Genomic DNA, 25,851 nt, shown 5'->3' on the forward strand with positions numbered 1-25,851 from the left:
GCCATGCTCATGACGACATTCGCAGATCGCCGTTGGACGCAGCTGCGCCTTTTCACCCCGGTCATGGGAGTCTCGCTCCCGATGCTGATGGCGCACGCCCCCATCGTGCAGGCAGACCTGGGGCAGGCCCGTACCGATTTCGGCGGCGTCGGGCTGATGCAGACGCCGACGGCACGCATGGCACCCTTGGGGGACATCTCCCTCAATCACAGCCATGTGTCGCCCTACCTCCGCTACAACATCAGCTTTCAGCCGATGGACTGGCTGGAGGCCGGCTTTCGCTACACGGCGATCACCAACCAGGACTACCCGGCCTCCAGCGATCCCGGGCGCGCCTACCTGGACAAAGGGATCGACTTCAAGTTGCGGTTACTCGAGGAGGACCGCAACACGCCAGCCGTGGCGCTGGGCTTCCGCGACTTCGGCGGTACCGGCCTCTTCGGCAGCGAGTATCTGGTCGCCAGCAAACGCTGGTACGACTTCGATTTCACGCTCGGGCTGGGCTGGGGCTATCTGGCCAATGGTGGCGGCATCGGCAATCCGCTGGGGGCGGTATCGGATCGATTCGACGAGCGCTCCACGGAGAACCCCGATGAAGCCGGCGACTTCGAGTTCGGCGACATCTTCAGCGGCGACGTCGGGCTGTTCGGCGGCATCGAATACCAGACCGGCTGGGAGCCGCTGACCCTCCAGCTCGAATACGATGGCAACGACTACCGGAGCGAACCGTTCGAGACCACCCTGGCGCAATCCTCTCCGCTCAATCTCGGGGCCCGCCTGAGCCTCAACGACAACGTCTCGTTGAGCGCCGGATGGGAGCGCGGCGACACCGCCATGTTCGGTATCACCTTCCGAGGCAATCTCGCCGGCCTTGCCCAACCCAAGACCGACGATCCGCGCCCGGTACCGATCCAGGCGGCACCGGAGCGGACCGCACAGGACTGGCAAGCCGTCAGTTCGGAACTGCAGGCCAATGCCGGGATGCGCGTGCGGCGTATCACCCGCGACGACGACGAGTTGATCGTCGAGGCCGAGGCGACAAAGTATCGCTCGATGCTGGAGAGCGAAGGCCGCGCCAATCGCATCCTCAACAACCATACCGCGGAAGATATCGGCACGTACCGCTACCGCTGGCAGACTGTCGGCATGGGACTGCGCGACGATGTCCATGATCGCCAGGCCTATCTCGACGCAGCCGGTTCCACGGCCTATGACCAGCAGTATCGCTACGGTCTGTACGCCTCGGCATTGACGCAACCCGGCGACACCCCTCCCGCCGGCGAGCTGCTCTATCAGAACGATCTCGATCAGTTCACCTGGAGCCTGTCGCCGGGCTTGAATCAGAACCTGGGAGGTCCCGACGGCTACCTCTATCAGATCTATGCCAAGCTCGACGCCGAATACCGCACCGACCCCAACGGCTGGTTCAGCGGCCGCGCCGCCCTGAACCTGGCGGACAATTTCGATGACTTCGACTACGTCGCCAATTCGAGGCTGCCTCGCGTTCGCACCAACATCAACAGCTATCTGGATGAAACCAGTCTCGGTATCTACAACCTGCAGTACACCCGCACCCTGCGATTCGGCCAGGACTGGTACGGTATGGCCTACGGCGGTCTGCTCGAGATGATGTATGCCGGCGCCGGTGGCGAAGTGCTCTATCGCCCCTTCAACAGCCCGGTGGCGTTCGGCGTCGACCTCAACTGGGTCAAGCAGCGGGATTTCGACCAGCGCTTCGACATGCGCGACTACGACACCTGGACCGGTCACGCCACCGCCTATATCGAGACCGGCATCGAGGATGTTCTCGCTCAGGTCAGCGTGGGTCGCTATCTGGCCAAGGACCTCGGCGCAACATTCGATCTTTCCCGCCAGTTCGATTCCGGGGTGCGGATCGGTGCCTGGGCAACGCTGACGGACGCCGGCGACGACTACGGCGAAGGCAGTTTCGACAAGGGGCTCTACGTCTCGATCCCGCTCGATGTCTTCTTCTCGGAATCGAGCCGCAGCAGCACGACCATCGCCTGGCAGCCGCTGACCCGCGATGGCGGCGCCCGTCTCGCCCGCCGCTACACGCTCTATGGCCTGACCCAGGATCGCGACATGGGTCACTACTGGAATGACTACGACAAGCTCTGGGAGTAGCGGCGGGCGACCTGCCAGCCTCGCTCTCGAACGGCGCTTCACGGGCGCCGTTCTTGCCTCGATCCGACGATCCGATATCCTCGCCGTGGCAATCATTGAGTGCCGGATCCGGCCGGTCCCGCCGACTCGTCCCGCTACAATGAGGCCGAGACGATGATCAGGACACGCCCTCATGCTCGACCCTCAGCAGTGCCGCAGTGCCCGCCTGGCCCGAGACGCCCGCTTCGACGGTCGCTTCTTCATTGCGGTGGAAACCACCGGGATCTTCTGCCGCCCGATCTGCCCGGCGACCCTCCCGCAGGAGCGCCACGTTCGCTACTTCGAGTCGGCGGTCGCCGCTGCCCGCGCCGGTTTTCGCCCCTGCCTGCGCTGCCGTCCGGACAGTGCACCGGACTCTCCCGCCTGGCAGGGGCCTCAGACCACGCTGGCGCGGGCCATTCGTCTGATCGATGCCGGCGCGCTGCAACAGGGCAATGTCACGGCGCTTTGCGACAGGCTGGGCATCGGCGAGCGCTATCTGCGCCAGCTGTTCCAGCGTCGGTTCGGGGTATCGCCCAAGGCGTACGCGATCTACCGCCAGTGCCTGTTCGCCAAGAAACTGCTGCACGAGACGACGTTGCCGGTGATCGATGTCGCCCACGCCAGCGGCTTCTCCAGTCTCCGGCGTTTCAACGACGCCTTCAGACGACAGATGGCGCTGGCCCCCAGCGATATCCGACGGCGCAAGCGCAACAGCGCCGCCCTGACCGTCAAGCTCGCCTATCGCCCGCCCTACCAGTGGGAGCGTCTGCGCCATTTCTATGCGCTTCACGTCATCGACGGCCTGGAGTGGGTCGACGAACATTCATTGGGGCGGACCCTGAGACAGGGGGAGACCACCGGCTACTTCGAGGCCAGGCACGACCAAGAACGCCACCAGTTCGTGGTCACGCTGGTCCTGAGCGAGCTCGGCGACCTCAGTGCCATCGTGGGTCAGATCCGGCGGATGCTGGACCTGGATGCCGACACCGCCACCATCGAAGCCCACCTCCAGCGGCATCTACCGGATCTACCGCTGGCCGAGGGGCTGCGCCTGCCGGGGTCCTGGAGCGTCTTCGAAGCCGGCATCCGTGCCGTGCTCGGCCAGCAGATCTCGATCGCCGCCGCCAATCGCCTGATCCAGAGCCTGGTCGACCACCTCGGGGAGACCGAAACCGGCGGACGCCGGCGCTTCCCTACCGCCAGCGCCATCGCCGCCAGCGATCTGGCTTTCCTGAAGCTGCCCGCCAGCCGCCGGGAAACCGTCCGGCGGCTGGCGAGCGCCCATGACCGGGGGGACATCGGCGACGACCCACGGCAGTGGCTCTCGCTCAAGGGCATCGGCCCATGGACGGCCAACGTGGTCGCCATGCGCGGGAACGGCGACCCCGACGTCTGGCTGGACGGCGATGTCGGTCTGCGCCGCGCGCTCGCTCGTCGGGAGACGCCCGTGGATGTCGCCTCCGCGTCCCCGTGGCGCAGCTATCTCACAATGCAGCTCTGGAACCAGATCCTATGAACACCGACTTCCCTCAGTACGACGCCCGTCTGCCGACGCGTCACGACGAATTCGTCCAGCGCTATCAACCGTCGGCCTCGATCCCCCTGGGCCCCATCGAGATTCGCGCCACCGCGCAGGGCCTGACTTGGATCGCTTTCTCGAAGACACCGGATCACGTCGACAACCCCAATGCCGTCACCGCGCAATGCGCGCGGCAACTGGAGGCCTACTTCCAGGGGGAGCTGACGACATTCGACCTGCCGCTGGCCCCTCGTGGCACCGACTTCCAGGCCCGGGTCTGGCAGGCGCTTCGGGCAATCCCCTATGGCCAGACTCGCAGTTATCGCGACATCGCCGTGGAGATCGGCGCCCCGTCGGCGGTCAGAGCGGTCGGCGCCGCCAACGGACGCAATCCGATCTCTCTCGTCGTCCCCTGCCACCGAGTGATCGGCAGCGACGGCAGATTGACGGGCTATGCGGGAGGTGTCGCCAGAAAACAGTGGCTATTGACCCACGAATCCGCTCTCGCCAAGCCATAATGGCAATACCTGCCCAACCGTTTCCGACGCTGTATCCGGAGAGTTTTTCGCGCAATACATCATGGAGATATGGTCGAAAAAGGGGGAGTAAAATCCAGCAATATCGGCCGAATTGGATAGTTCTTTACGCCAGCAAGACGAAAGTGCTATTCAGAAAATCCGGCAATGTCAACAAACGTGACATATCGGGTTGCATAGTCGACTAAGCATGAGAAGCGCCTTATTTATCGGTTACCTATCCCGAACCGAGGCAACGTCCATGCTGACCAATTTTCGACAAATCCGCATCAAGTACACGCTTGCGTTTCTCCTGATCCCTCTCGCCTTGATGATTGTCTATCTGGCCGACTACCGATTGATAGAATCTCTCAAATCTCGCATGCAGGAGTTTGGCGGCACGTTCAATGCCGCGATTGGCGATGTCCTGAACGGCGACCGCGATCTTTATCAGTCCAGAGTCGCCGAACTCGAATTCCTGCGGTCGACACCAGGCTCCGAGCGCGCCCGACAGGCGTTGGCCGCGCATGGTGAAAACGCCCGCCAGGCCTGGGATCGCATCACGAATTTCCGGACCCTGATGGCCGACTACCCGGAGGTGGTCGCGACGACCGCCGGTGTGGATGACAAATACCGGAACTGGCTCGACGCCTCACGAAAGACTTTCGATCTTCACGCCAATGGCGACACCGCGGCGGCACGCGATCAGTTGGAAGGCGACTCCCTGACAGCCTTCGAGGAACTGCGCCTGATCTACGATCTCGCGGGGCAGCGTGCTTTCGAACTCATTCCCGAGCTGGAGTCCGCCGCGCTCTCCCGCGCCGACACCCAGGAAACCGCGATCATCGGGTTCGGTATCGTCGTCCTCGTGCTCTCGGTCTCTCTCGCCCTGGGTGGGCCGCTCCTGATGTCCCGAGCGCTTCGCCAGATCACTGCCCGCATCCGGGAAATCTCGGAGGGCGACGGTGACTTGACCGCCCGAATCGCCAGCCGCCGGCGAGACGAGATCGGCGACCTGGCAACCCAGTTCGACAATTTCATCGCCCGGATCGACAAACTGTTGCAGGGCGTTCGCAACAGCACCGCCTCGGTCAGCGTCGCGGCTGACGAAATTGCCCACAGCAGCGACGATCTCGCTTCCCGTACCGAGCAGTCGGCGTCGAACCTGCAGCAGACTTCAGCCTCGATGGAGCAGATCTCCGCCACGGTCAAGAACACCGCGGATTCGGCTCAGCAAGCCTCTCGATTGACCCAGGACACCGTCGACAACGCCAGGGCCGGTCAGAACACGATGCAAGCGGTGATCGCTACCATGGGCGATATACGGGATTCATCGAACCGGATCAGCGAGATCATCGCGATGATCGACAGCATCGCCTTCCAGACCAACATCCTCGCGCTCAACGCGTCGGTGGAAGCCGCTCGCGCGGGTGAGCACGGTCGTGGCTTTGCCGTCGTCGCTCAGGAAGTCAGGGTTCTGGCAAGTCGCTCCAGCGAGGCCTCCAACGAGATCCGCACGCTGATCGACACCTCCGTCGCCCACGCGCGCAGCGGTGCGGAGCTGGTGGACCGGGCAGGAAGCGCGATGCAGGACATCGTCAAGAGCGTTCAGCATGTCAACGATGTGATCAACGAGATCAGTGCCGGCACCAAAGAGCAGAGTATCGGCATTGGCCAGGTCAATACGGCCGTCTCCGACCTCGACAGCATGACCCAGCACAACGCCTCGATGGTCGAGCAGTCGCGCGCGGCGGCGGCAGAGATGCGCGACCAGGTACTGCGGCTGGACGAACTGCTGTCGGGTTTCAAGCTCAGCCAGACCGCACCACCGGCCAAGTCCAGCGCGCCCACGACGCCGGCGACGCCGAATCGGCACGCCATCACCACTGCACCGAAGGCCAGTCGGGCGCTGGAGTGGGAATCGTTCTGAGGGCACGGCGGCCCTGGCCGCCGTCCCGGAACGCACCGATCCTGCCATCACCAAGGAAGAAGCATGCCGAGACGCGCTCTGGTCATCGACGATGACGACGAAATCCGCACCCTGGCCGCGCATCTGCTCAGCCAGCGGGATTATCAGGTCGATGCCGTGGGCGGCCTCGACGAGCTGGCTCGCGGGCCCGAGAGAATGGCGGTCGACCTGATTTTGCTGGACTTCGCACTTGGCGAATTCGACGGTTTCGATGTCCTGCAATATCTCCACGATCTGCGACTGGACGCCTCGATCGTGCTGTTGAGCGCATGCGCGGACGACATCGCCGATCGAGTCATCCAGGCAGGTCGCAAGAAAGGCCTCGGCATGCTGGGATTTCTGCCGAAGCGACGCTTGCTGACCGGCCTGGATCAACTGCTCGAACCCCTGGCGTCACGCCCACGACAACTCGCCATCGAGGATCTGGTTCGCGCTCTGTCACGCAACGAATTCTTCCTGGTCTACCAGCCGAAATTCGATCTGCGCCGAGAGCGCGTGACCGGCGCCGAGGCCCTGTTGCGCTGGCAGACGCGGGATCATGGGACGATCGCGCCCGATCTTTTCATCCCGCTCGCCGAACGTCATGGTTTCATCGTCGAGTTGACCTGGAGAGTGCTCACCCTGGCGTTCGACCAGCTTGCCCGGTGGCACGCCAATGGCTGGCCCCTGAACCTGGCCGTCAACATACCCTCGGCCTGGATCCAGTCCGCCGACGTATTGGCGTCGTTCGATCTGCTGGCGGAAGCCCGGGGAGCGCCGTTGCGTCACCTCACGCTGGAAGTCACCGAATCCACTGGCATCGAGTGCCTGAGTTACGCCGCCCATATCCTGCGGGGATTACGCGAGCGTGGCTGTCGATTGTCGCTGGATGATTTCGGCACCGGCTACTCGTCGATGACGCAGCTTCACCGCCTCGCCTTCGACGAGCTGAAACTCGATCGCAGCTTCGTCTCCCGCGCCGACCAGGACCCTGTCGCCGAAGCGATCACCTTGTCGATCCTCGACCTCGGCCATCGGTTGCACATGAAGGTGGTGGCCGAGGGCGTCGAGACACAGACGCAGTATCAACTCCTGCGCCATGCCGGCTGTGACATCGCTCAGGGGTATTGGCTGGGCCGCCCGATGCCGGGGTCAGCGTTCGAGACCTGGTATCGCTCGTCAAGCGTGCTCGCCGCCTCGGGCTGAGGCCGCCTGGGGCACCGTTGCCAACGGGATGGCGATGGCTCGGCGGGTGCGCTCGGCGCAGGCGTTCAACCGATCGACTTGCTTCTCGACATGACTCACACCTTCTGCCGTCGTGAACGCCTCGAAACCGGCCGCCAGCTCCGCCAGGCCGAGACAGCCCAGCGCGGCGGCGGCCCCTTTCAACGAGTGCGCTTCGCGACGAATCATCACGACATCGCCATTCCGGATGGCCGACCTCAAGGCGCCGATCCTGTCTTCCAGACGCAGGAAGAAACGGTGGTAGAGCGATTCGAGCGCATCCGTCGACAGCGAGGCCCGCAACTCCCGACAGACCGCGTCGTCCAAGAGCGCTGGCGGTTCGGCAATGCCTCCAGCCGACCCAGATGGCAACGTGGCGCCATCGCTGCCGGTGCTCCCGCAGGTCGGCCCCAGGTGCGTGAACAGTACCTGACGCAGGTCCTGACGCGTGAAAGGCTTGAGGATCACGCCCTGCATGCCACTGTCAAGGCAGCGCTGCCGATCCTCGGGCATCACGTTCGCGGTCATGGCGACGATCGGCAGGATCGGCCGGGGCTCCTGCGATCGCCAGCGCCGGGTAGTCTCGACGCCATCGAGGACCGGCATCTGCATGTCCATCAAAACCAGATCGAACGCCTTGCGATGTTCCCGCAGCAGGGCCAGCGCCTCACTGCCGTTCTCGACGATCGTGACGCGCTGGCCCAGTGCCTCCAGCATGCCGCGAGCGACCTGCTGATTGATGGCGTTGTCCTCGACGACGAGAATGCTTCGTTGAACCGGCACCGTCATTATCGGCAACGTGGCCACCGCCTCCACGGAGGAAACCTCCGGCAGCGGTATGCTCGCCCAGAAGCGAGTGCCATGGCCCTCGCGGCCAGCGAAACCGATCTCGCCGCCCATGGCATCGACCAGGCGCTTGCAGATCGCCAGTCCCAGTCCGGTCCCCTCGTGTCGCCGGGCGATGGAGGCATCGACCTGCGAGAAGGGAGTGAACAGTCGGGCTCGATAATCGTCGGGAATACCGCAGCCCGTGTCGCACACCTCGAACTGAATTCGGCACGCCTCGTCGTTGAAGACGTTCAGGGCGACCTGGCCTTCGGAGGTGAACTTGAAAGCGTTGTTGAGCAGATTCATCAACACCTGCCGTAGCCGGGTCACATCGCCGACGACATATCTTGGCAGTCGGGGTGAAAGCTCCCGGATGAAGGCAACGCGGGTACCGCAGAGTCGGTACTCTTCGTAGATCTGATCGAGAAATTCCTGGAAGTCGAAAGCGTGCCGATCTAGCTCCAGGCTCCCGCTCTCCAGCTTGGAGTAGTCGAGTATGTCGTTGATGATGACCTGAAGCCCGGAGGCGCTCTGCTTCAGCGCTTTCAGATACTGAAGTCCCCGCGTCGAGACGACCTCCGTGGACAGCAAGTCCGCCATCCCGACCACTCCGTTGAGCGGCGTGCGAATCTCATGACTCATGACCGCCATGAATTCCGACTTGCTGCGACTCGCGCGCTCGGCACGCTCGACGGCCTCATTCAGCGCCTGACGCTGGACTTCCAACTGCTGCAGTTTGTGATGGCGACTCATCGCCTCCCGAAACAGGGCCCTGATCAGGATGGCACCCGATAGCATCGCCAATACGACCAGCGTCAACGCCAGGCCGTACAGCTGCATCATCTGGCGACGCTCGATCAGGCGACCGGAGGAGACCCTCGCATTGATATCGACCAGTAACTGTTGGGTCGACAACGTGATCGCCTCCAGTCGCTGCCGGGGAGCGGGGAGTCTGGAAATCCGTTCGGTCCACGGCAGGCTCGACAAGGTCTCTAGCGTTCGATCCAGCATCACGATCTCCCGAACGAGCTTGTCGAGATGCGATCGAGCATCCTTCACCGCCTCGATCGATCGACCGAGTTCCCCGCGTTGCAGGAGTGTCAGCCGGCTGTAGAAGATCTCGAAACGAAGCTGGACCGCCTCCCACTCTGCCTCGGAAGCCAGGGATGACAATCTTGTGGAGAGTTCTCGACCCTCGCGATCGAGCTGGTACGCGGCCCAGACCAGATTTTCGAGCAGGCGGCCGGCAACGGTGTGCTGCCGGGCGACGATGATCCCGCCGGTGACGAGGGTGCACGAGAAGAACAGCACGGCCGCGAAGGTCGCGACCCTGAATCGCCGAGAGAGCAGGGATTTGGCCGTTACGCCCGGCATCGGACTCGAGACCTCATTGGACCTCTATCCGCGTCACCTGCCAGACGGAGCGGGTGACGATGTCCTCGTTTTTCAGCTCAGGGTGGTCGTCGAAGGGATAGATCACGAATATCGGCCCATAGTCCCTGACGCGCAGCGGTTCCCCATTGGCCGTCAGCGCCAGCAGCACGTCATAGCGCTGCCAGTCACCAACGGGTATCGTCGCCGCATAATCGTTGAGGGCCACGACTCGCAGCGCGTCACCTCGGGCGTCGACCGCCTGCAGCACGGCACGGCCCAACGGGCCTTCGAAGGTCATCAGGCCGTCGTGCCACGGCGTGTGAGTCTGCGTGCGGCCCCCCGTCAGTGACTCGAGCATCGCGCGATCGAATTGGGCGGTATCGCCGACATTGGTCTTGCCGATATTGCCGGAGACCGTCAGCAGGATCGGACCACTCGGCTGCTCCAGCCCCCAGGCCGGCATCGACAGCGTTATGCCATAAATCAACAAACCGCCGATTGACCGTGTCAGTGCGCCCATTTAAGCCGATCCCCCGGAACTTTCGTCGATTATATTTCGAGTTTCTCGATCCAGACTGTGAACCTTTGTGACACTGAGGCAGACTGGTCCAAGCGGCGAATCACCATTCGACGGTCGAGGAACTTCATGACGACATCCATGCACATCGGCGTGCTGGAGGACGATCCGGATCAGCAGGCTTTCATTGAAATCTGCCTCGACGGCGCGGGCCACCGGCCACGGATGTTTTCCCGCGCCAGCGAATTCCGCCGAGGACTGAAGCAGCATCATTTCGACATGATGATCCTCGACTGGTATCTGCCGGATGCCAGCGGCATGGACGTGCTGGCGCAGCTTCGACAGCACGATGGCTGGCAGGGCCCGATCCTGTTCGTGACGGCCAACCAGGAGGAGGAGACCGTGGTCAAGGCGCTGGCGCTGGGCGCGGATGACTTCCTCGGCAAACCGCTGCGCCCACGGGAACTGGTCGCCAGGGTCAACGCGCTGGCGCGACGCGTCAATTCTCCCCAGCCCCGTGAACGCCATCGACTCGGCGATTACGAGCTCCACGCCAGCCAGCGCCAGGTGTCGCTGGCCGGGGAATGGATCCCGCTGACGGAAAGAGAATATCGTTTGGTCAGCCTGTTGTTCGCTCACGCTGGCGAACTGCTCTCACGAGCCCACCTGCTGGAAGTCGTATGGGGCCATAAAGGCGACATCGCTACCCGCACGGTAGACACCCATGTCAGCCGACTGCGGCGCAAGCTGGCACTGGACGGCCGCCACGGCGTCAAGTTGCAGAGCATTTACCAGCACGGGTATCGCCTCGACGTCCAGCTCGTCAATCCCTGACTCGCGCCGGGTGCGGCATAATTACACACCCGGGCGGTCAAGATTGGCGGCCAGACCGCCAGCGCGTAGAGTCCCCCTCTGACGACGGCGTCCTGGACGAGATATGACGCATTTCTGGCATCGCTGCTACCGCCCGCTGACCGCGCTCGCGCTGTTCGCCATGCTGATGGCGTTCACGGGCCCGTTGATCAGCCAGATGCAGCGCCTGATGGAGATGCCGGCCCACGGCGGCATGACGATGGCCGCGTCCCATCACGCGGCGGCCGTCGACGATCATCGGATGCTATCGTCCGCTCGGGGCATGAGCGCAGACGACCACTGGCACCTGGCCGCCTGCGGGTACTGCGAGCTGTTTCTCCACGCACCCGGCATCGCGCCGCCGCGTGTCACACCACCGGTAACGCCGCCACCGTCGGCCGTGCATCCGCTGGAGGTCATCGCCCCGCCGTCGCCGACGCCGGTCTATCCCCGCTACGCCTCTCGTGCACCGCCCCTGGCCTGAACCTGTTCCCCGCTCCGCGCGCCCATCGTGACCCGATGCGCATCGGGGCCATGTCACGCTCGCCCGACGACCGTCGTCGGGCGCTGCCATCCGGTCCAGGCCTGGAGTTCACCCATGGACACCGTTTCATCGGCGGCCGATCGCCGCCAGCGCCCCTTGTGGGTTGCACTGATCACTCGTCTTCACTTCTACGTCGGCCTGTTCGTCGGGCCCTTCCTGCTCGTCGCCGCGCTATCGGGGATCGCCTATGCGCTGACGCCCCAGCTGGAGAGCTGGCTCTACCATGACGCCTTGACCACCCAGAGCGAGGGCGAAGCACAGCCGCTGGCACGCCAAATCGCCGCCGCCGAGGTAGCCGCGGGGACCAGCGCGGCCCCCGCCGCGGTGCGCCCGGCGCCGGCGGCAGGCCAGACCACGCGAGTGATGTTCGACGACCCCAGCGTGGCGGAGTTCCAGCACCGCGCGCTGTTCATCGACCCGGTGACGCTGGCGGTACGCGGCGATCTGCCGGTCTACGGCACCAGTGGCGTGCTGCCGCTGCGCACCACCATCGATCAGCTCCACCGCAGCCTGCTGCTGGGCGAACCCGGGCGCCTCTACAGCGAACTGGCCGCCTCCTGGCTCTGGATCGCCGCGCTGGGCGGCGGCTTCCTGTGGTGGCGCCGCCGTCGGATCCGCCGGCAGGCGGCGGGACCGCAGCGCCTGCGCCAGCGTCACGCCACCCTTGGAGCGGTAGCGCTGGTCGGCCTGGTATTCTTCTCGGCGACCGGTCTCACCTGGTCGAAGTGGGCCGGCGGCAATATCGCCGAACTGCGCCACGCCTGGGGCTGGGGCACGCCGAGTGTCTCCACGGCGCTCCAGGGACAGGAGACCGCGGCCGCCGATCCCCACGCCGAGCACCACCACGGCGCGGGGGGGATGGATATGGGAGCGGCGCCGGTGACCGGTGCCGACTTCGACCGAGCGCTGGCGGCAGCCCGTCACGCCGGCCTGCTGGCGGGCAAGATCGAGCTGCAACCGCCATCGGCGCCGGATCGTGCCTGGAGGGTGCGCGAGATCGGTCGCGAGTGGCCCTCCGAAGTCGACCAGGTGGCGCTGGACCCGCACAGCTTTGCGGTACTCGACCGTACCGATTTCACCACCTTCCCGCTGGCGGCCAAGCTCACCCGCTGGGGCATCGACCTGCACATGGGCGTGCTGTTCGGACTGCCCAACCAGTTGGCGCTGATCGCGTTCGCCTCGTGCCTCGCCACCCTGATCTGCTGGGGCTACGCGATGTGGTGGCGGCGGCGGGCCGCCGCTTCCCGGGAACCGCAGACCTTGACCGCCATCTTCCGGCTCATGGACCGGCGGTCGCGGCTGGTCGCCCTCCTCGTTGCGGCCGCCTTCGGCTACGCCCTGCCGGTGATGGGCGCCAGCCTGCTGCTGTTCGTCGCCGTGGACTACCTGCGCTGGCGGGTTGGGGTCCGCCAGCAGCTGGCACAGACGGCCTGATCCTGGGCCCGTGGCGAGCGCCTGTGTTACAACGGGGGCTCGCCACCGCCACGATGCCGCCATGACCCGAACCCACCACCCCTCGCCACGCTTTCAGCTTCGCCTGGTTGCCGACCGGGAGATCGTCGTCGGACCGGGCAAGATCGAGCTGCTGGAGGCGATCGAGCGGCACGGCTCGATCGCCGCGGCCTGTCGCGAGATGGGCCTGAGCTACAAGAAGGCGTGGCAACTTCTCGACACCATGAACCGACATCTCGCCGCCCCGGTGATCGACACCGTCACCGGCGGTACTCGGCGTGGCGGTGCCACCCTGACGGCAGAGGGGCGCGCCCTGGTCGACGACTATCGCCGGCTGATGGCCGATCTCGCTGACAGCCCCCATGGAAAGACACTGCTGAACCGTCTCGCGTCGACTGGCACCCCCGATGCCGAAGCGGCGGCCGACGCCGACTGATCCACGGCTCCGCCCGATCCCCTCTCGACCACCGCGTCACCGGCAGCTATAGTGACTTCCCGTTATTTCCATTCATACATAGCGAGAAGCCCGTGAATCTCCCGGCCCGTCGAATTCCGTCTGTCCTGCTGACGCTGGCGCTCTGCGTTCCGACCGTCGCGCATGCCGACGGCGCGCCCGACCCGGTCCGGGTCTATGCCGCCGCCTCGGTGACCGATGCGATGAACGCGGCGATCCAGGCCTACGAAGCCGGCCACGATATCGATATCGTCCCGGTCTACGCCTCCTCATCGACACTGGCGCGCCAGATCGCCAGCGGCGCTCCCGCCGACATCTATCTCTCCGCCAACGAACAGTGGATGGACTGGCTGGAAACCCAGGATCTCGCGGTCGAGGCACGTACCGACCTGCTCAGGAACCGACTGGTGCTGATCGCGCCGACGACCAGCGACGTTGCTGGTTTCACCCCGGGCGACGGGACCACGATCGTCTCCCGGCTGGGCGACGATCAGCGCCTGTCGGTCGGCGAGACCAGCCACGTACCAGCCGGCATCTACGCCAGGCAGGCGCTGCAGTCGATCGGCGAATGGGACGCGCTGCAGTCGCGGCTGGCCAGTGGCGACAACGTCCGCGCCGCCATGGCGCTGGTGGAGCGCAACGAGGCACCGCTCGGCATCGTCTACCAGACCGACGCCGAGGCGAGCGATCGGGTCAAGCAGATCGGCGTGTTCCCCGACGACAGCCACGACCCGATCACCTACCCGCTCGCCGTGGTCAACCCGACGCCGAACGAGGCCACCGAGGCGTTCCGGCGCTGGCTGACGGGCGACGACGCCCTGGCGATTTTCGCTCGCTTCGGCTTCACGCCGGTCGAATCCGACTGAGGCGCGGATGTTCGAGGCGATAGCGCTCTCCGACGCCGAGTGGCAGGCGATCACTCTCAGCCTGAAGATCGCCGGTAGTGCCGTGGCGTGGATTCTGGTTCCCGGCGTCGCCGTGGCGTGGCTGCTCGCCCGTCACGACTTTCGCGGCAAATCCCTGCTCGACGGCCTGCTCCACCTGCCGCTGGTGCTCCCGCCCGTGGTGGTGGGCTACCTGCTGCTGCTGTCGCTGGGACGCCAAGGCTGGCTGGGGCAGTGGCTCTATCAGGGCTTCGGCCTGTCGCTGCCGTTCACCTGGCAAGGCGCGGCCATCGCTGGCGGCGTGATGGCATTCCCGCTGCTGGTCCGCGCCGTCAGGCTCTCGCTGGAGGCCGTCGACCCCAAGCTGGAGGCGGCCGCGGGCACCCTCGGCGCCAACCGCTGGCGCGTCATGTTCACGATCACCCTGCCCCTGGCAGTGCCGGGCCTGCTGACCGGCACGGTCCTGGCATTCGCCCGCGCGCTGTCGGAATTCGGCGCCACCATCACCTTCGCGTCCAACATCCCGGGCGAGACCCGCACCCTCCCCCTGGCGCTCTATACCCTGATCCAGACGCCCGGCAGGGAAGCCGCCGCCGCCAGACTCTGCGTGCTGTCGATCGTCATCGCCATGCTGTCGCTGATGGCCTCCGAGTGGCTGGCGCGGCGCGCCAGAAAGCGCCTGGAGGAGCGCGACCGATGAGCGGAGACATTCATCCCTCGACCCCGGGCGCACCTCCCACCGCCGCCGACGGTGCGCTGGAGTGTCGGCTGCACAAGCGCCTGGGCAGCTTCGACCTGGATGTGGCACTGACGGTGCCGGGCCGGGGCGTGACCGCGCTGTTCGGCGAGTCCGGTAGCGGCAAGACCAGCCTGCTGCGACTCGTCGCCGGCCTCGATCGTCCCGATGCCGGCCATGTCCGGCTTGGCGAGCGGCTGTTGACCGAGGTCGCCAGCCGTACCCAGGTACCGCCTCACAAGCGCCATCTGGGTGTCGTCTTTCAGGAAGCGCGGCTGTTCCCCCACTACCGGGTTCGCGGCAACCTCACCTACGGCATGCCGAGGGCAGCGCGTCCCCAATTCGACGACCTGGTGGCACTGCTGGGGATCGGCCATCTTCTCGAGCGCCTGCCCGGTACCCTCTCGGGGGGAGAGGCGCGCCGGGTCGCCATCGGCCGCGCGCTGCTGACCCAACCTCGCCTGCTGCTGCTGGACGAACCGTTGACCGGGCTCGATGGAGAACGCAAGCGGGAACTGCTGCACTATCTCGTCCGCCTGACCCGGGAGATCGACCTGCCGGTGCTGTACGTCAGCCACGATACGGCGGAGATCGCCGCGATCGCCGATCATCTCGCCCTGATCGAGCAGGGCCGGCTGACGGCACACGGCCAGCTGGACGCACTGATGATGCGACTCGACCTCACCGAGCGACTGGGTGGATTCGATGCCGCCACGCGACTGGGTGCTCGGGTGGTCGACCACGACCCCGCCTACGCCTTGACCCGGGTCGTCCTCGACGACGGACAGACGCTTCGCATCCCGGCGCTCGACCACCCACCGGGAACGCCGGTACGTCTGCGCGTGGGCGTGCGCGACGTTGCCCTCGCCCATGCCATGCCCGAGGGCACCAGCTATCGCAACGGGCTCGCGGTGGTGATCGATGCGATCGAACCCTCGACCCAGGAACCCAGCGCCAATGAAGTGCGCCTGACGATTGGGCGCCAACGGCTGCGCGCCCGACTGACCCGACAGGCCTGTGACGAAATGCAACTGGTGGTCGGCAAGCCGATGGTCGCGCTGATTCGAAGCGTCGCATTCGACTCTCGATTCTAGCGGCGAAACAATCACTTGAGAGCAGGCCACGGCAACTCTCAGCCCAAGCGTATCGCTTTGTAGCTTAACGCTTTTTAGCGATTTTCCCGTCGCCTTGGCGATCGAGTCTCATATACACTGCCCATGGCAGGATGCCGCTGCCGCAAGGAAGCCCCTTCAAGGACGATGCGACGACGCACGGAACGCGATAGGGACAGCATCCAGGGATCGACCGCAGAGCAACAGGACGTTGCCGGCCCTCAAGGTTGAGACTCGACAGGAAGTTGAGTGCGAAAGGACTCGCTTCCGTCCTCGTGTCGCACGCCGAAACGGTCAGCCGATCTCCCCCCCCCCAGCCCCTCCCACTTCGACGACGTGTCGCTTTCCAGCCCGGTTCCTCATCGGCCTAAATCGCGTCATCACGCCTTCTGACACCACACCCCTTGATGATCACCTGGCAGAGGAAATCGCCGGCCGACTGAAAGTCTCGTTCGTCGAGCGCTTCACGATGTGTGATCCCCACGATCTGGGTCTCGAAGTCGGCGTAGTGCTGGGTCGCCGACCAGATCAGAAAGATCAGCCAGACGGGATCCACCGGGTCCATCAATCCGCGCTCCGCCCAATGGCGGAAGACCTCGGCGCGGGCTTCCACCCACTTTCGCATCTCACCGAACAGCGACTCTTTCAGAAACGGTGCCCCCTGCAGTATCTCGTTGGCGAAAAGCCGCGAGCTTCTGGGATGGGTCTGGCTCAGCCTCATCTTGCTGCGAATGAACGCCTCCAGCACCTCCGCCGGATCGTCATCGACGCTGATATCGCTCAGCATCGCATTCCAGCGCCACATCGTACGCTCGAGCAGGGTGATATAGAGGCGGCGCTTGCTGCCGACATAGTAGAGGACGTTGGACTTGGGGATCCCGGCAGCCGCGGCGATCGCCTGGATGCTGGCGCCCCGATAGCCGTGTCGGGCGAAGACGCTCTCCGCCGCCTCGAAAATCCGCTGTTCGTTACGTTCCCGGGCCGTGGCTTCGGGAAGATCGTGATTATCCACCTGAACTCCTTTTACCCATCAATCAGACTGAAAGCGCCCGCTACGGTGCCAGGCTGCCACGCCCCTGGCGCGCCTATCAGTGGCTTCCGATGCCGATGCTATGCTGAATCATGAGGGTTGTCTGCCGGTGAACCCGTTTCGGCACCGGTAGAGAGCACTTGCCATCACGGCCGGAATCGAAGAGGCTATACGAAGCTGACCGATCGGTCAGGATTTATCCTGCAAGGTTGCCGGCAGACGGCACCCCGCACAATGACAACGGCAGGCTCCCCATGATCGAATTCTTCCTCAACGGCCAGCGTCGGCGGCTGGCCGCCGCGCCCGACACCAGCATACTCGAGCTGTTGCGGGGTCCTCTCGCGCAGCACGGCACCAAGGAGGGCTGCGCCTCCGGAGATTGCGGCGCGTGCACTGTCGCCATCGCCCGCCCCGACGACGGGGCGATGGCCTATCACACCTTGAATGCCTGCATCACTCCGGCTCATCAGTTGCAGGGCGCCCACCTGGTGACCGTCGAGGGCCTGGCTCGGGGCGATGCGCTGCACCCGGCCCAGGCATCGATGGTGGCATGCCACGGCAGTCAATGCGGGTTCTGCACCCCCGGCATCGTGATGTCGCTGTTTGCGCTGCACGAACAGCAGCGAGCGCTCCCCCGGCAAGAACTGGACGACCACCGCCTGGAAGCGGTACTCGGCGGCAATCTGTGCCGCTGCACGGGCTACCGTCCGATACGCGACGCCGCCCGTAGCATGGGTGAACGCACCGACACTCGCCCCCCCTGGGCGGAGGACCCCGCCTTCGAGCAGGTGGTTCGCGATCTCTTCCCGACCGTGGCCGGCGAGGACCAGACTGGCTATCTCACGCCGACCACGCTCGCCGAGCTCATCGCCACCATGCAGCGCCATCCCGAGGCCAGGCTGGTCGCCGGCGCCACCGACCTCTGGCTCGAGATCACCCAGCGGCTCGCGCGGTTCGACGCCGTGATCGATCTGCGCCAGGTCGAGGAGCTCCGCCGGATCGAGGAAGTCGCGGACGGCTGGTGGGTGGGTGCGGCGGTCACCTACCGCGAGTGGGAGCCGCTGCTGAAAACCCATTACCCCGCTTTCGCGCATCTCCTGACCCGGCTGGGTTCGGAGCAGATCCGCAATCGGGCCACCGTCGGCGGCAATATCGCCAACGCTTCCCCCATCGGCGATACGCCGCCCGTGCTGCTGACGCTGGACGCGACCCTGCGTCTCGCCGGGCCGCACGGGATTCGGGAGATCCCGCTAGAGTCGTTCTTCCTCGACTACAAGCAGACCGCTCTCGCTCCCGGCGAGTGTATCGCCGCCATCTTCCTCCCCAGGCCGGGCGACGGCTACGAACAGCGCGTCTGGAAGCTCTCCAAGCGGCGCGAGGACGACATCTCGACGCTGCTGGGCGCTTTCCGTTGGCGACTGCAGGACGGCACGCTGCGGGACGTGCGCGTCGCCTACGGTGGGATGGCGGCGATCCCGCTGAGAGTCACTGCCGTGGAGGCCGCGCTGGAGGGCAAGGCCCCCGACGAGGAGAGCTTCGGCGCCGCCAGGCGGGCACTCCACCAGTCGCTCACGCCAATGAGCGACGCCCGTGGCTCCCGCGACTACCGCGCCACCGCCGCGGCCAACCTGCTCGAACGCTGGCGACTGACACTCGCCCATGCGGACCTGGAAGAACCGACCCAGGAGGTGACACTCGATGCGTACGCTGACTGAAAAACGATACCGATCGGCGCGCGTCGCTTCCGAAGCCGTGCCGGAAGCCCTGGCCGAGGCCGACCGGGGGAAAGGCGCCGAGATCGGCCGGCTCGAAGGCGACGAGCCGGTTGCCCGCGACACCGTCAGCCCACGGCCGACCCGGGACACTGCCCGTCACGCCCAGGCTCACGAGAGCGCCATCAAGCATGTCACCGGACGCGCCCGCTATATCGACGACCTGCCGGCACCCGGCGATACGCTGCACGCCATGGTGGGATTGAGCGAGGTGGCCCATGGCCGGGTGGTCCGCCTCGACCTCGATGCGGTGCGGGCGATGCCCGGCGTGGTCGACGTGATCACGACGCAGCACATTCCCGGGCATCGCGATATCGGGCCGGTGTTCCCGGGCGACCCCATGTTTGCCGACGAGGAAGTCAGCTATGTCGGCCAGCCGCTGTTCGCCGTGGCCGCCACCAGCTATCTCGAGGCGCGCCGCGCGGTAAAGGCGGCAGTAGTGGAGATCGAGCCGCTGCCGCCCCGCTTCGACCCGGTCGCCGCCGCCGAGGCCGGCGAATTCGTACGCCCCACCCACCGGCAGGTCAGCGGGGATTGGGAGCAGGCGCTCGAGCACGCCCCCCACGTGCTCGAGGCCGCGCAGTTCGTCGGCGGCCAGGAACACTTCTACCTCGAGGGTCAGGCCTGCCTGGTCGTACCCAGCGAGGATGAGGGCGTCATCGTCCATACCTCCAACCAGCACCCCAGCGAGACCCAGAAGCTGGTCGCCGAGGTGCTGGATATCCCGTTCCATGCGGTGACGGTGGAGAATCGCCGCATGGGTGGCGGTTTCGGCGGCAAGGAGACCCAGGCCGCGCCCTGGGCATGCGTCGCAGCATTGCTGGCGAGGCGAACCGGACGCGCCGTGCGCCTGCGCCTGCCCCGTGGCGACGATACCCGCGCTACCGGCAAGCGCCATCCGTTCCACAATCGCTACCGGCTGGGTTTCGACGATGACGGCGTCATCCTCGGCGGCGACATCACCCTGATCGGCGACTGCGGTCACTCGCCGGATCTCTCCGAAGCGGTGGTCGACCGCGCCATGTTCCACGCCGATAACGCTTACTCGCTGGGGGCCGCGCGCGTGACCGGCCATCGGGCGCGTACTCATACCGCCTCGAACACGGCGTTTCGCGGTTTCGGTGGCCCCCAGGGAATGATGATCGCCGAACTGGCGATGGACGACATCGCCCGCCATGTCGGCCAGGACCCGTTGACCGTGCGCAAGCGCAATCTCTATCGCAGCGGTCGCGACACTACCCACTACGGCCAGCAGGTCGACCAGCATCCGCTGATGGTGGAGATCATCGAACGGCTGGAACGCAGCAGCGACTACTGGCAGCGCCGCGACGAGATCACCGCGTTCAACCGCGAAAGTGCCGTGATCAAGCGCGGCCTGGCGCTGACACCGGTCAAGTTCGGCATCTCCTTCACCGCCAAGCACCTCAACCAGGCGGGCGCCCTGCTCCACGTCTACACCGACGGCAGCGTAATGATCAATCATGGCGGCACCGAGATGGGCCAGGGTCTGCACACCAAGATCTGCCAGGTGGTCGCCCGCGAACTGGGGCTCGATTTCGACTCGGTACGCATCAGCGCCACCCGCACCGACAAGGTCCCCAACACCTCGCCCACCGCAGCCTCCAGCGGTGCCGATCTCAACGGCATGGCCGCCCGTGACGCCGCCGCACAGATCCGCCAGCGTCTGCTCGACTTCGCCGCCGAGCACTATCGCCTGGACCGCGAGGGGCTGCGTCTCGTCGACGGCGAACTGGTCTCCGGCGTCGGCGACGTGCATCAGCGGGTGGCGTGGGGGGACCTGGTCCAGGCGGCCTATCTCGGTCGCATCTCGCTCTCGGCGACCGGGTTCTACGCCACGCCCCTGATCCACTACGATCGCGACACCGGCCAGGGCCGGCCGTTCTACTACTTTGCCTACGGCGCCGCGGTCAGCGAGGTCCGCATCGACACCCTGAGCGGGGAGTATCGGGTCGAGCGCGTCGATATCCTCCACGATGTCGGCGACTCGCTCAATCCGGCCATCGATCTGGGTCAGGTCGAGGGCGGTTTCATTCAGGGCATGGGCTGGCTGACCAGCGAGGAGCTGAAGTGGAACGACGACGGCCGGCTGCTGACCGACGGCCCCGCCACCTACAAGATCCCGACCTTCGGCGACCTGCCACCCATCTTCAATGTCGAACTGCTCGAGGGCCATCCCAACTCCCAGGCCAGCATCTATCGCTCCAAGGCCGTGGGCGAACCGCCATTCATGCTCGGCATCTCGGTCTGGTCGGCGCTGCGCGATGCACTCTCGAGCCTGACCGGCTACCGCGCCAGTCCGTCGCTGGATACCCCTGCCACGCCGGAGCGGGTACTAATGGCGGCCGAGGCGCTACGCGCTGCGCAGGCGAACGCCGGGGACCCACGATGAGCGTCGACGAGGCTCGCGAAGCTGGGGACCACCACGAAAGCTGGCACGCCGCGCTGCATCGCCTGCAGGAGCGCGGCGTCCCTCACGTGCTCGCCAGCGTCGTCGGCGCTGCCGGTTCGACCCCTCGTGAGCCCGGCGCCAAGCTGGTGGTCACCTCGACGGCGGTCATTGATACGCTGGGTGGCGGCCACTTCGAGCAGCAGGTGATCGAGACCGCCCGGCGGCATCTGGCGGCAACCCCCGTGGCGGCAGGCACCCATCTCGAGGCGTTTGCGCTGGGCGCCCGCTCCGGGCAGTGCTGTGGCGGGTTCGTGCATGTCCTGATCGAGGTCTTCGCCGGCGCCGAAAGCCATCTGACGCTGTTCGGCGCCGGTCACGTCGGCCAGGCCCTGGTCGAACTGCTCGCGCCACTGCCCTGGCGCATCGACTGGTACGACAGCCGCGCGGGGGCGTTTCCGCCCCGGCCCTCTCACGACCGCTACCCCGACCGAATCCGGCCCCTGACGCTGGCGGCGGATGCCGAAGGCGCGGCACGGGCCGTGGCGGCCATCCCCCCGAATGCTCACGTGCTGGTGATGACCCACGACCACGCCCAGGACCGGGATCTTGTCGCCGCCCTGTTATCCCGAACGAACTCGGGCGACGGGGCGTTGCGCTCCATCGGCATGATTGGCTCGAACAGCAAGTGGGCCAGCTTCCGCTCGCGCCTGGCCGCCGCCGGATTCGATGACGTCACGCTGGCGCGGATTCGCTGTCCCATCGGCCTGGTCTCCACCGCCAGCAAGCGCCCTCGCGAGATCGCGATCAGCGTTGCCGCCGAACTGCTGGCCGACCAACGCCCGCCGGAAGGCGCACCGGCACAACGAGGCGCGGCGCCGGAGCGACTTCGTTCCGCCTTTGCAGGCGCCGAGCCGATCGACACCGCCCATTCAAGAGATTCCGCCAGAGAATGACCATGACAAATCATCAACGTCTGCTTCGCGGCCCGCTGTTCACCTGCCTCGACGATCCCGGCGAGGATGCCGTGCCCTTGACCGGCACCACCCGCTATCTCGAGGACGGCGCGATCTGGATCGTCGACGGCCACATTCACGCCGTCGAACCTTTCGAGGGTCTCGCCGATCGGCTACCGGCCGGGATCGAGATCGTCGACTACCGCGACAAGCTGATGATGCCCGGCTTCATCGACAGCCACGTTCACTACGTTCAGCTCGACATCATGGCGTCCTATGGCCGCGAGCTGCTCGATTGGCTCAACGACTACACCTTTCCCGCCGAATGCCGGTTCGCCGACGCCGGGCACGCCCAGGCGGGGGCCGAACGGTTCCTCGACGAGATGCTGCGGGTCGGCACCACCACCGCGCAGGTGTTCTGCTCCTCGCATCCGGTCTCGGTGGACAGCTTCTTCGCGGCGGCCCAGCGTCGCCAGCTGCGCATGATCGCCGGCAAGGTGCTGATGGATCGCCATGCGCCGGACGCCTTGACCGACGACACCCTCGGCGGCGTTCGCGACAGCGAGCGGCTGATCGCCGACTGGCATGGGCGCGACCGTCTCGACTACACCCTGACTCCACGCTTCGCCCCGACCTCGACCCGCGAGCAGCTCGACGCCGTGGGTGGCGTGCTGCGCAATGCCCCCGATCTCTACCTGCAGACCCACCTGTCGGAGAATCGCGGCGAGATCGCCTGGGTCGCCGAGCTGTTCCCGGAAAGTCGTGACTATCTCGATGTCTACGAGCGTCATGGACTCGTCGGCCCGCGCAGCACCTTCGCCCATGGCATTCATCTCGACGCGGAGCAGCGCCGACGGCTGGCGCAGGGTGGCGCCAACATCGCCTTCTGCCCGACCTCGAACCTGTTCCTCGGCAGTGGGCTGATGGACCGCCTGGCCTGCCGCGACGCCGGGCTGGCTACCTCGCTGGCCAGCGATGTCGGCGGCGGCACCTCGCTGTCCGGCCTCGGCACGCTGCAGGGGGCGTATCAGGTAGGGGCGCTGCTGGGCCAGCCGCTGACCGGTTGGCAGGGGTTCTACCGGCTCACGCTGGGCAACGCCCGGGCGCTGCACCTCGATGACAAGATCGGCAGCCTGCAGCCGGGGTTCGAGGCGGATATCGCCGTTCTCGACCCCGAGTCCACCCCGCTGATGGCGCGCCGGCTATCCCAGACCACGACCCTGTCCGAACGCCTGTTCGCACTGATGATGCTGGGCGACGACCGCACGGTAGCGGCGACCTGGGCCAATGGCCGCCTGGCCCACCAGCGCGACGCGGCAGCGGCCTGACGACGCTCAGCCGTTGGCCGTCTCCGGCAGCGGGTAGCGGCGATCCGAGGTGCCGGCCTTGACCACCTGACCCGGCACGTCGTGGCCGATCATCGCCGGCAGCAATTCGGCGGCGGCGATCAGGCGGTCGAGGTCGACGCCGGTCTCCACGCCCATCTGCTCGAACATGTGGACCAGGTCCTCGGTGCAGACATTGCCGGTGGCCCCCGGCGCGTAGGGACAGCCGCCCAGGCCGCCCAGCGCGGCATCGAAGCGCGTGATCCCGCTCTGCCACGCGACCAGGGCGTTGGCCAGCCCCATCCCGCGGGTGTTGTGGACGTGGAGCGTCACCGGCAGCCACGGCCAACGGCTCAACGTCTCGCGGCTCAGATCGGCGACCTGGCGCGGATTGGCCATCCCGGTGGTGTCGCAGAGGGTGATCCCCTGGACGCCCAGCGCCAGCAGCTTCTCGGTGATCGACAGCACCCGCTTGAACGGCACCTCGCCCTCGAACGGGCAGCCGAATGCCGTCGAGATCGAGGCGTTGACGAAGACGTCGCTTCCCTTGGTGATCTCCAGAATCTTGGCAAAGCGCTCCAGCGACTGTTCCGCGGTCATGCGAAGGTTGGCTCGGCCGTGGCTGTCGCTGGCGGACAGCACCAGATTGATTTCGTCGACCCCGCAGGCGAGCGCGCGCTCGGCCCCCTTCTCGTTGGGAACCAGGACCACGTAGTCGACCCCCGGCACCCGCTCGATACCGCGCATCACCTCCTCGGCATCGCGCAGATTGGGAATCGCCTTGGGCGAGGTGAACGAGGTCGCCTCGATCTTCGCCAGCCCGGTACGGGAGAGCGCGTCGATCAACCGAATCTTTTCCTCCGTGGGGACGAACCGCGATTCGATCTGGAGACCGTCACGCGGTGCCACGTCGTTGACGGTGATGGACTGTGTCGGCGTCGTCATCAGATCACTCCTCGTTCGCGCATCTTCGCCTGGGTCTCGCGGTCGATGCCGAGCTCGTCGAGCACGTCCCGAGTGTGCTGGCCAAGTGCCGGGCCGCCGCCCTGGATACGGCCAGGCGTCCGGCTCAGCTTGGGTAACACGCCAGGTACCTTGAGCGACTCGCCATCGCCCAGCCGAATGGTCTCGATCATCTCCCGGGCCAGATAGTGCGGATCGCTGACGATATCCCTGGCGGTGTACGGATAACCCACCGGTACGTGAGCGCTCTCCAGCACGTCGAGCACGTAGTCGCGACGGTGGCGTCGGGTCCAGTCGGCGATGGCCCCATCGATCAGCTCGGCGTGTCGACTGCGGCCATCGTTGTGGGCGAAGCGCGGGTCATCGGCAAGGTCCTGGCGACCGATCGCCGTCATTAGGCGCTTGAAGATGCTGTCGCCGTTACCGGCGATCAGCACGTACTCGTCGCTATCGCCATCGCCCGACGCGCAGGGGTAGGCATTGGAGGGCGTGATCCCCGGCAGGGCGCTGCCGCTGGGTTCGCGGATCACCTCGGCACCGTCGTACTCGGGAATCAGGCTCTCCATCATCGCGAAGACCGACTCGTAGAGCGCCACATCGATGTACTGCCCCCGGCCACTGCGATGGCGCTCCTGCAAGGCCAGCAGGGCACCGATGATGCCGTAGAGCGCCGACAGCGAATCGCCGATGCTGATGCCGACCCGCACCGAGGGCTGGTCGGGATGCCCCGAGAGATAGCGCAGCCCGCCCATCGCCTCGCCGATGACGCCGAACCCTGGACGATCGCGATAGGGGCCGGTCTGCCCATAGCCGGAGATACGCACCATGATCAGGCCGGGGTTGCGTTCGCTCAGCGTTTCCCAGCCCAGCCCCCACTTCTCCAGCGTGCCGGGGCGAAAGTTCTCGATCACGATGTCCGCCTCGTCGACCAGCCGACGCACGATCTCCTGCCCCTCTGCCGAGCGCAGATCCAGCGCCAGCGATCGCTTGTTGCGGGTCTGCACGTGCCACCACAGCGAGGTGTCGTCCTTCAGCACGCGCCACTTGCGCAACGGATCACCCGTGCCCGGCGGTTCGATCTTGATCACGTCCGCGCCGAATTCGCCGAGCAGCTTGCTGGCGAAGGGCCCCGCGATCAGTTGACCCAGCTCCACCACCTTGAGTCCCGCTAGCGCCTGCGCGTCGTCGCTGGCCGCCATATCGCTCTCCTCCGTCACGTACATCGGCACCGCCTCGCTCGAACCGCTGCCGCCATGATCGTTTCTCGATAGCG

21 protein-coding genes are annotated in these 25,851 nt (G+C 65.9%); 16 read left to right on the top strand and 5 right to left on the bottom strand.

Going from position 1 to position 25,851, the window contains the following annotated elements; translation table 11 throughout:
- Positions 1–9 precede the first annotated feature (9 nt).
- From AAGT95_RS16955 to AAGT95_RS16975, 5 genes are all read left to right on the top strand, one after another.
- The gene (locus AAGT95_RS16955) at positions 10–2,145 is read left to right on the top strand and encodes a YjbH domain-containing protein (RefSeq protein WP_240612335.1); all 2,136 of its coding nucleotides are present in this window, start codon (positions 10–12) and stop codon (positions 2,143–2,145) included.
- A gap of 172 nt (positions 2,146–2,317) precedes the next feature.
- Positions 2,318–3,682: an AlkA N-terminal domain-containing protein gene (locus AAGT95_RS16960; RefSeq protein WP_110599496.1), complete on the top strand. Its 1,365-nt coding sequence runs from the start codon at positions 2,318–2,320 to the stop codon at positions 3,680–3,682.
- Positions 3,679–4,203, top strand: coding sequence for a methylated-DNA--[protein]-cysteine S-methyltransferase (locus AAGT95_RS16965; protein WP_342594568.1), 525 nt, complete (start codon positions 3,679–3,681; stop codon positions 4,201–4,203). The genes AAGT95_RS16960 and AAGT95_RS16965 overlap by 4 nt, the downstream gene beginning before the upstream one ends.
- A 259-nt stretch (positions 4,204–4,462) precedes the next feature.
- Positions 4,463–6,130, top strand: a complete 1,668-nt coding sequence (locus tag AAGT95_RS16970; RefSeq protein ID WP_342594569.1) for a methyl-accepting chemotaxis protein — start codon at positions 4,463–4,465, stop codon at positions 6,128–6,130.
- A gap of 63 nt (positions 6,131–6,193) precedes the next feature.
- Entirely contained in the window at positions 6,194–7,354 is a 1,161-nt protein-coding gene (locus tag AAGT95_RS16975) for an EAL domain-containing response regulator (protein ID WP_342594570.1), read from the top strand.
- Here the strand turns inward: AAGT95_RS16975 and AAGT95_RS16980 are convergent.
- Both AAGT95_RS16980 and AAGT95_RS16985 read right to left on the bottom strand, forming a co-directional pair.
- Positions 7,328–9,574 carry an ATP-binding protein gene (locus AAGT95_RS16980; protein ID WP_342594571.1) on the bottom strand — a complete coding sequence of 749 codons (2,247 nt, stop codon included), beginning with the start codon at positions 9,572–9,574 and terminating at the stop codon, positions 7,328–7,330. The two genes, AAGT95_RS16975 and AAGT95_RS16980, sit on opposite strands and share 27 nt — an antisense overlap.
- Before the next feature lie 13 nt (positions 9,575–9,587).
- Entirely contained in the window at positions 9,588–10,061 is a 474-nt protein-coding gene (locus tag AAGT95_RS16985; RefSeq protein ID WP_240612334.1) for an oxidoreductase, read from the bottom strand.
- A gap of 159 nt (positions 10,062–10,220) precedes the next feature.
- Here AAGT95_RS16985 and AAGT95_RS16990 point away from each other — a divergent pair, with 159 nt between their 5' ends.
- The 7 genes from AAGT95_RS16990 (at position 10,221) to modC (ending at position 16,107) form a co-directional block, all read left to right on the top strand.
- Entirely contained in the window at positions 10,221–10,925 is a 705-nt protein-coding gene (locus AAGT95_RS16990) for a response regulator transcription factor (RefSeq protein WP_342594572.1), read from the top strand.
- A 103-nt stretch (positions 10,926–11,028) separates the two neighbouring features.
- Entirely contained in the window at positions 11,029–11,427 is a 399-nt protein-coding gene (locus AAGT95_RS16995; protein WP_342594573.1) for a DUF2946 domain-containing protein, read from the top strand.
- A gap of 114 nt (positions 11,428–11,541) precedes the next feature.
- The gene (locus AAGT95_RS17000; RefSeq protein WP_342594574.1) at positions 11,542–12,921 is read left to right on the top strand and encodes a PepSY-associated TM helix domain-containing protein; all 1,380 of its coding nucleotides are present in this window, start codon (positions 11,542–11,544) and stop codon (positions 12,919–12,921) included.
- A gap of 61 nt (positions 12,922–12,982) precedes the next feature.
- On the top strand, positions 12,983–13,375 hold the full coding sequence (locus tag AAGT95_RS17005; RefSeq protein ID WP_110708833.1) for a winged helix-turn-helix domain-containing protein: 393 nt from the start codon (positions 12,983–12,985) through the stop codon (positions 13,373–13,375).
- Positions 13,376–13,467: 92 nt separating this feature from the next.
- Complete coding sequence (modA, locus tag AAGT95_RS17010) at positions 13,468–14,259, top strand: molybdate ABC transporter substrate-binding protein (protein WP_342594575.1); 792 nt, start codon at positions 13,468–13,470, stop codon at positions 14,257–14,259.
- A gap of 7 nt (positions 14,260–14,266) precedes the next feature.
- A complete protein-coding gene (modB, locus tag AAGT95_RS17015) occupies positions 14,267–14,977 on the top strand; it encodes a molybdate ABC transporter permease subunit (protein WP_342594576.1) in 711 nt (236 codons plus the stop codon).
- Entirely contained in the window at positions 14,974–16,107 is a 1,134-nt protein-coding gene (gene modC, locus AAGT95_RS17020; RefSeq protein WP_342594577.1) for a molybdenum ABC transporter ATP-binding protein, read from the top strand. Before modB ends, modC begins: the two co-directional genes overlap by 4 nt.
- 385 nt (positions 16,108–16,492) lie before the next feature.
- Here the strand turns inward: modC and AAGT95_RS17025 are convergent, their stop codons facing one another.
- Positions 16,493–17,137, bottom strand: a complete 645-nt coding sequence (locus AAGT95_RS17025; RefSeq protein WP_342594578.1) for a TetR family transcriptional regulator C-terminal domain-containing protein — start codon at positions 17,135–17,137, stop codon at positions 16,493–16,495.
- Between the two features lie 272 nt (positions 17,138–17,409).
- Between AAGT95_RS17025 and xdhA the strand changes: the two genes are divergently transcribed.
- From xdhA to guaD, 4 genes are read left to right on the top strand one after another with little or no spacing between them, the layout of a single operon-like run.
- The gene (gene xdhA / locus AAGT95_RS17030; protein WP_342594579.1) at positions 17,410–18,870 is read left to right on the top strand and encodes a xanthine dehydrogenase small subunit; all 1,461 of its coding nucleotides are present in this window, start codon (positions 17,410–17,412) and stop codon (positions 18,868–18,870) included.
- The gene (gene xdhB, locus AAGT95_RS17035) at positions 18,854–21,337 is read left to right on the top strand and encodes a xanthine dehydrogenase molybdopterin binding subunit (protein WP_342594580.1); all 2,484 of its coding nucleotides are present in this window, start codon (positions 18,854–18,856) and stop codon (positions 21,335–21,337) included. Before xdhA ends, xdhB begins: the two co-directional genes overlap by 17 nt.
- Positions 21,334–22,290 (top strand): xanthine dehydrogenase accessory protein XdhC, encoded by a 957-nt coding sequence (gene xdhC, locus AAGT95_RS17040; RefSeq protein WP_342594581.1) that lies wholly within the window; start codon positions 21,334–21,336, stop codon positions 22,288–22,290. The genes xdhB and xdhC overlap by 4 nt, the downstream gene beginning before the upstream one ends.
- Before the next feature lie 2 nt (positions 22,291–22,292).
- Positions 22,293–23,618, top strand: coding sequence for a guanine deaminase (gene guaD, locus AAGT95_RS17045; protein WP_110600422.1), 1,326 nt, complete (start codon positions 22,293–22,295; stop codon positions 23,616–23,618).
- A gap of 6 nt (positions 23,619–23,624) precedes the next feature.
- Here guaD and AAGT95_RS17050 read toward each other — a convergent pair whose 3' ends face one another.
- The gene (locus tag AAGT95_RS17050) at positions 23,625–24,560 is read right to left on the bottom strand and encodes a hydroxymethylglutaryl-CoA lyase (RefSeq protein ID WP_110599465.1); all 936 of its coding nucleotides are present in this window, start codon (positions 24,558–24,560) and stop codon (positions 23,625–23,627) included.
- Positions 24,560–25,777 (bottom strand): CaiB/BaiF CoA transferase family protein, encoded by a 1,218-nt coding sequence (locus tag AAGT95_RS17055; RefSeq protein ID WP_110600421.1) that lies wholly within the window; start codon positions 25,775–25,777, stop codon positions 24,560–24,562. The genes AAGT95_RS17050 and AAGT95_RS17055 overlap by 1 nt, the downstream gene beginning before the upstream one ends.
- Positions 25,778–25,851 lie beyond the last annotated feature (74 nt).

Source organism: Salinicola lusitanus (assembly GCF_038648475.1).
Taxonomy (GTDB): Bacteria; Pseudomonadota; Gammaproteobacteria; order Pseudomonadales; family Halomonadaceae; genus Salinicola; species Salinicola lusitanus.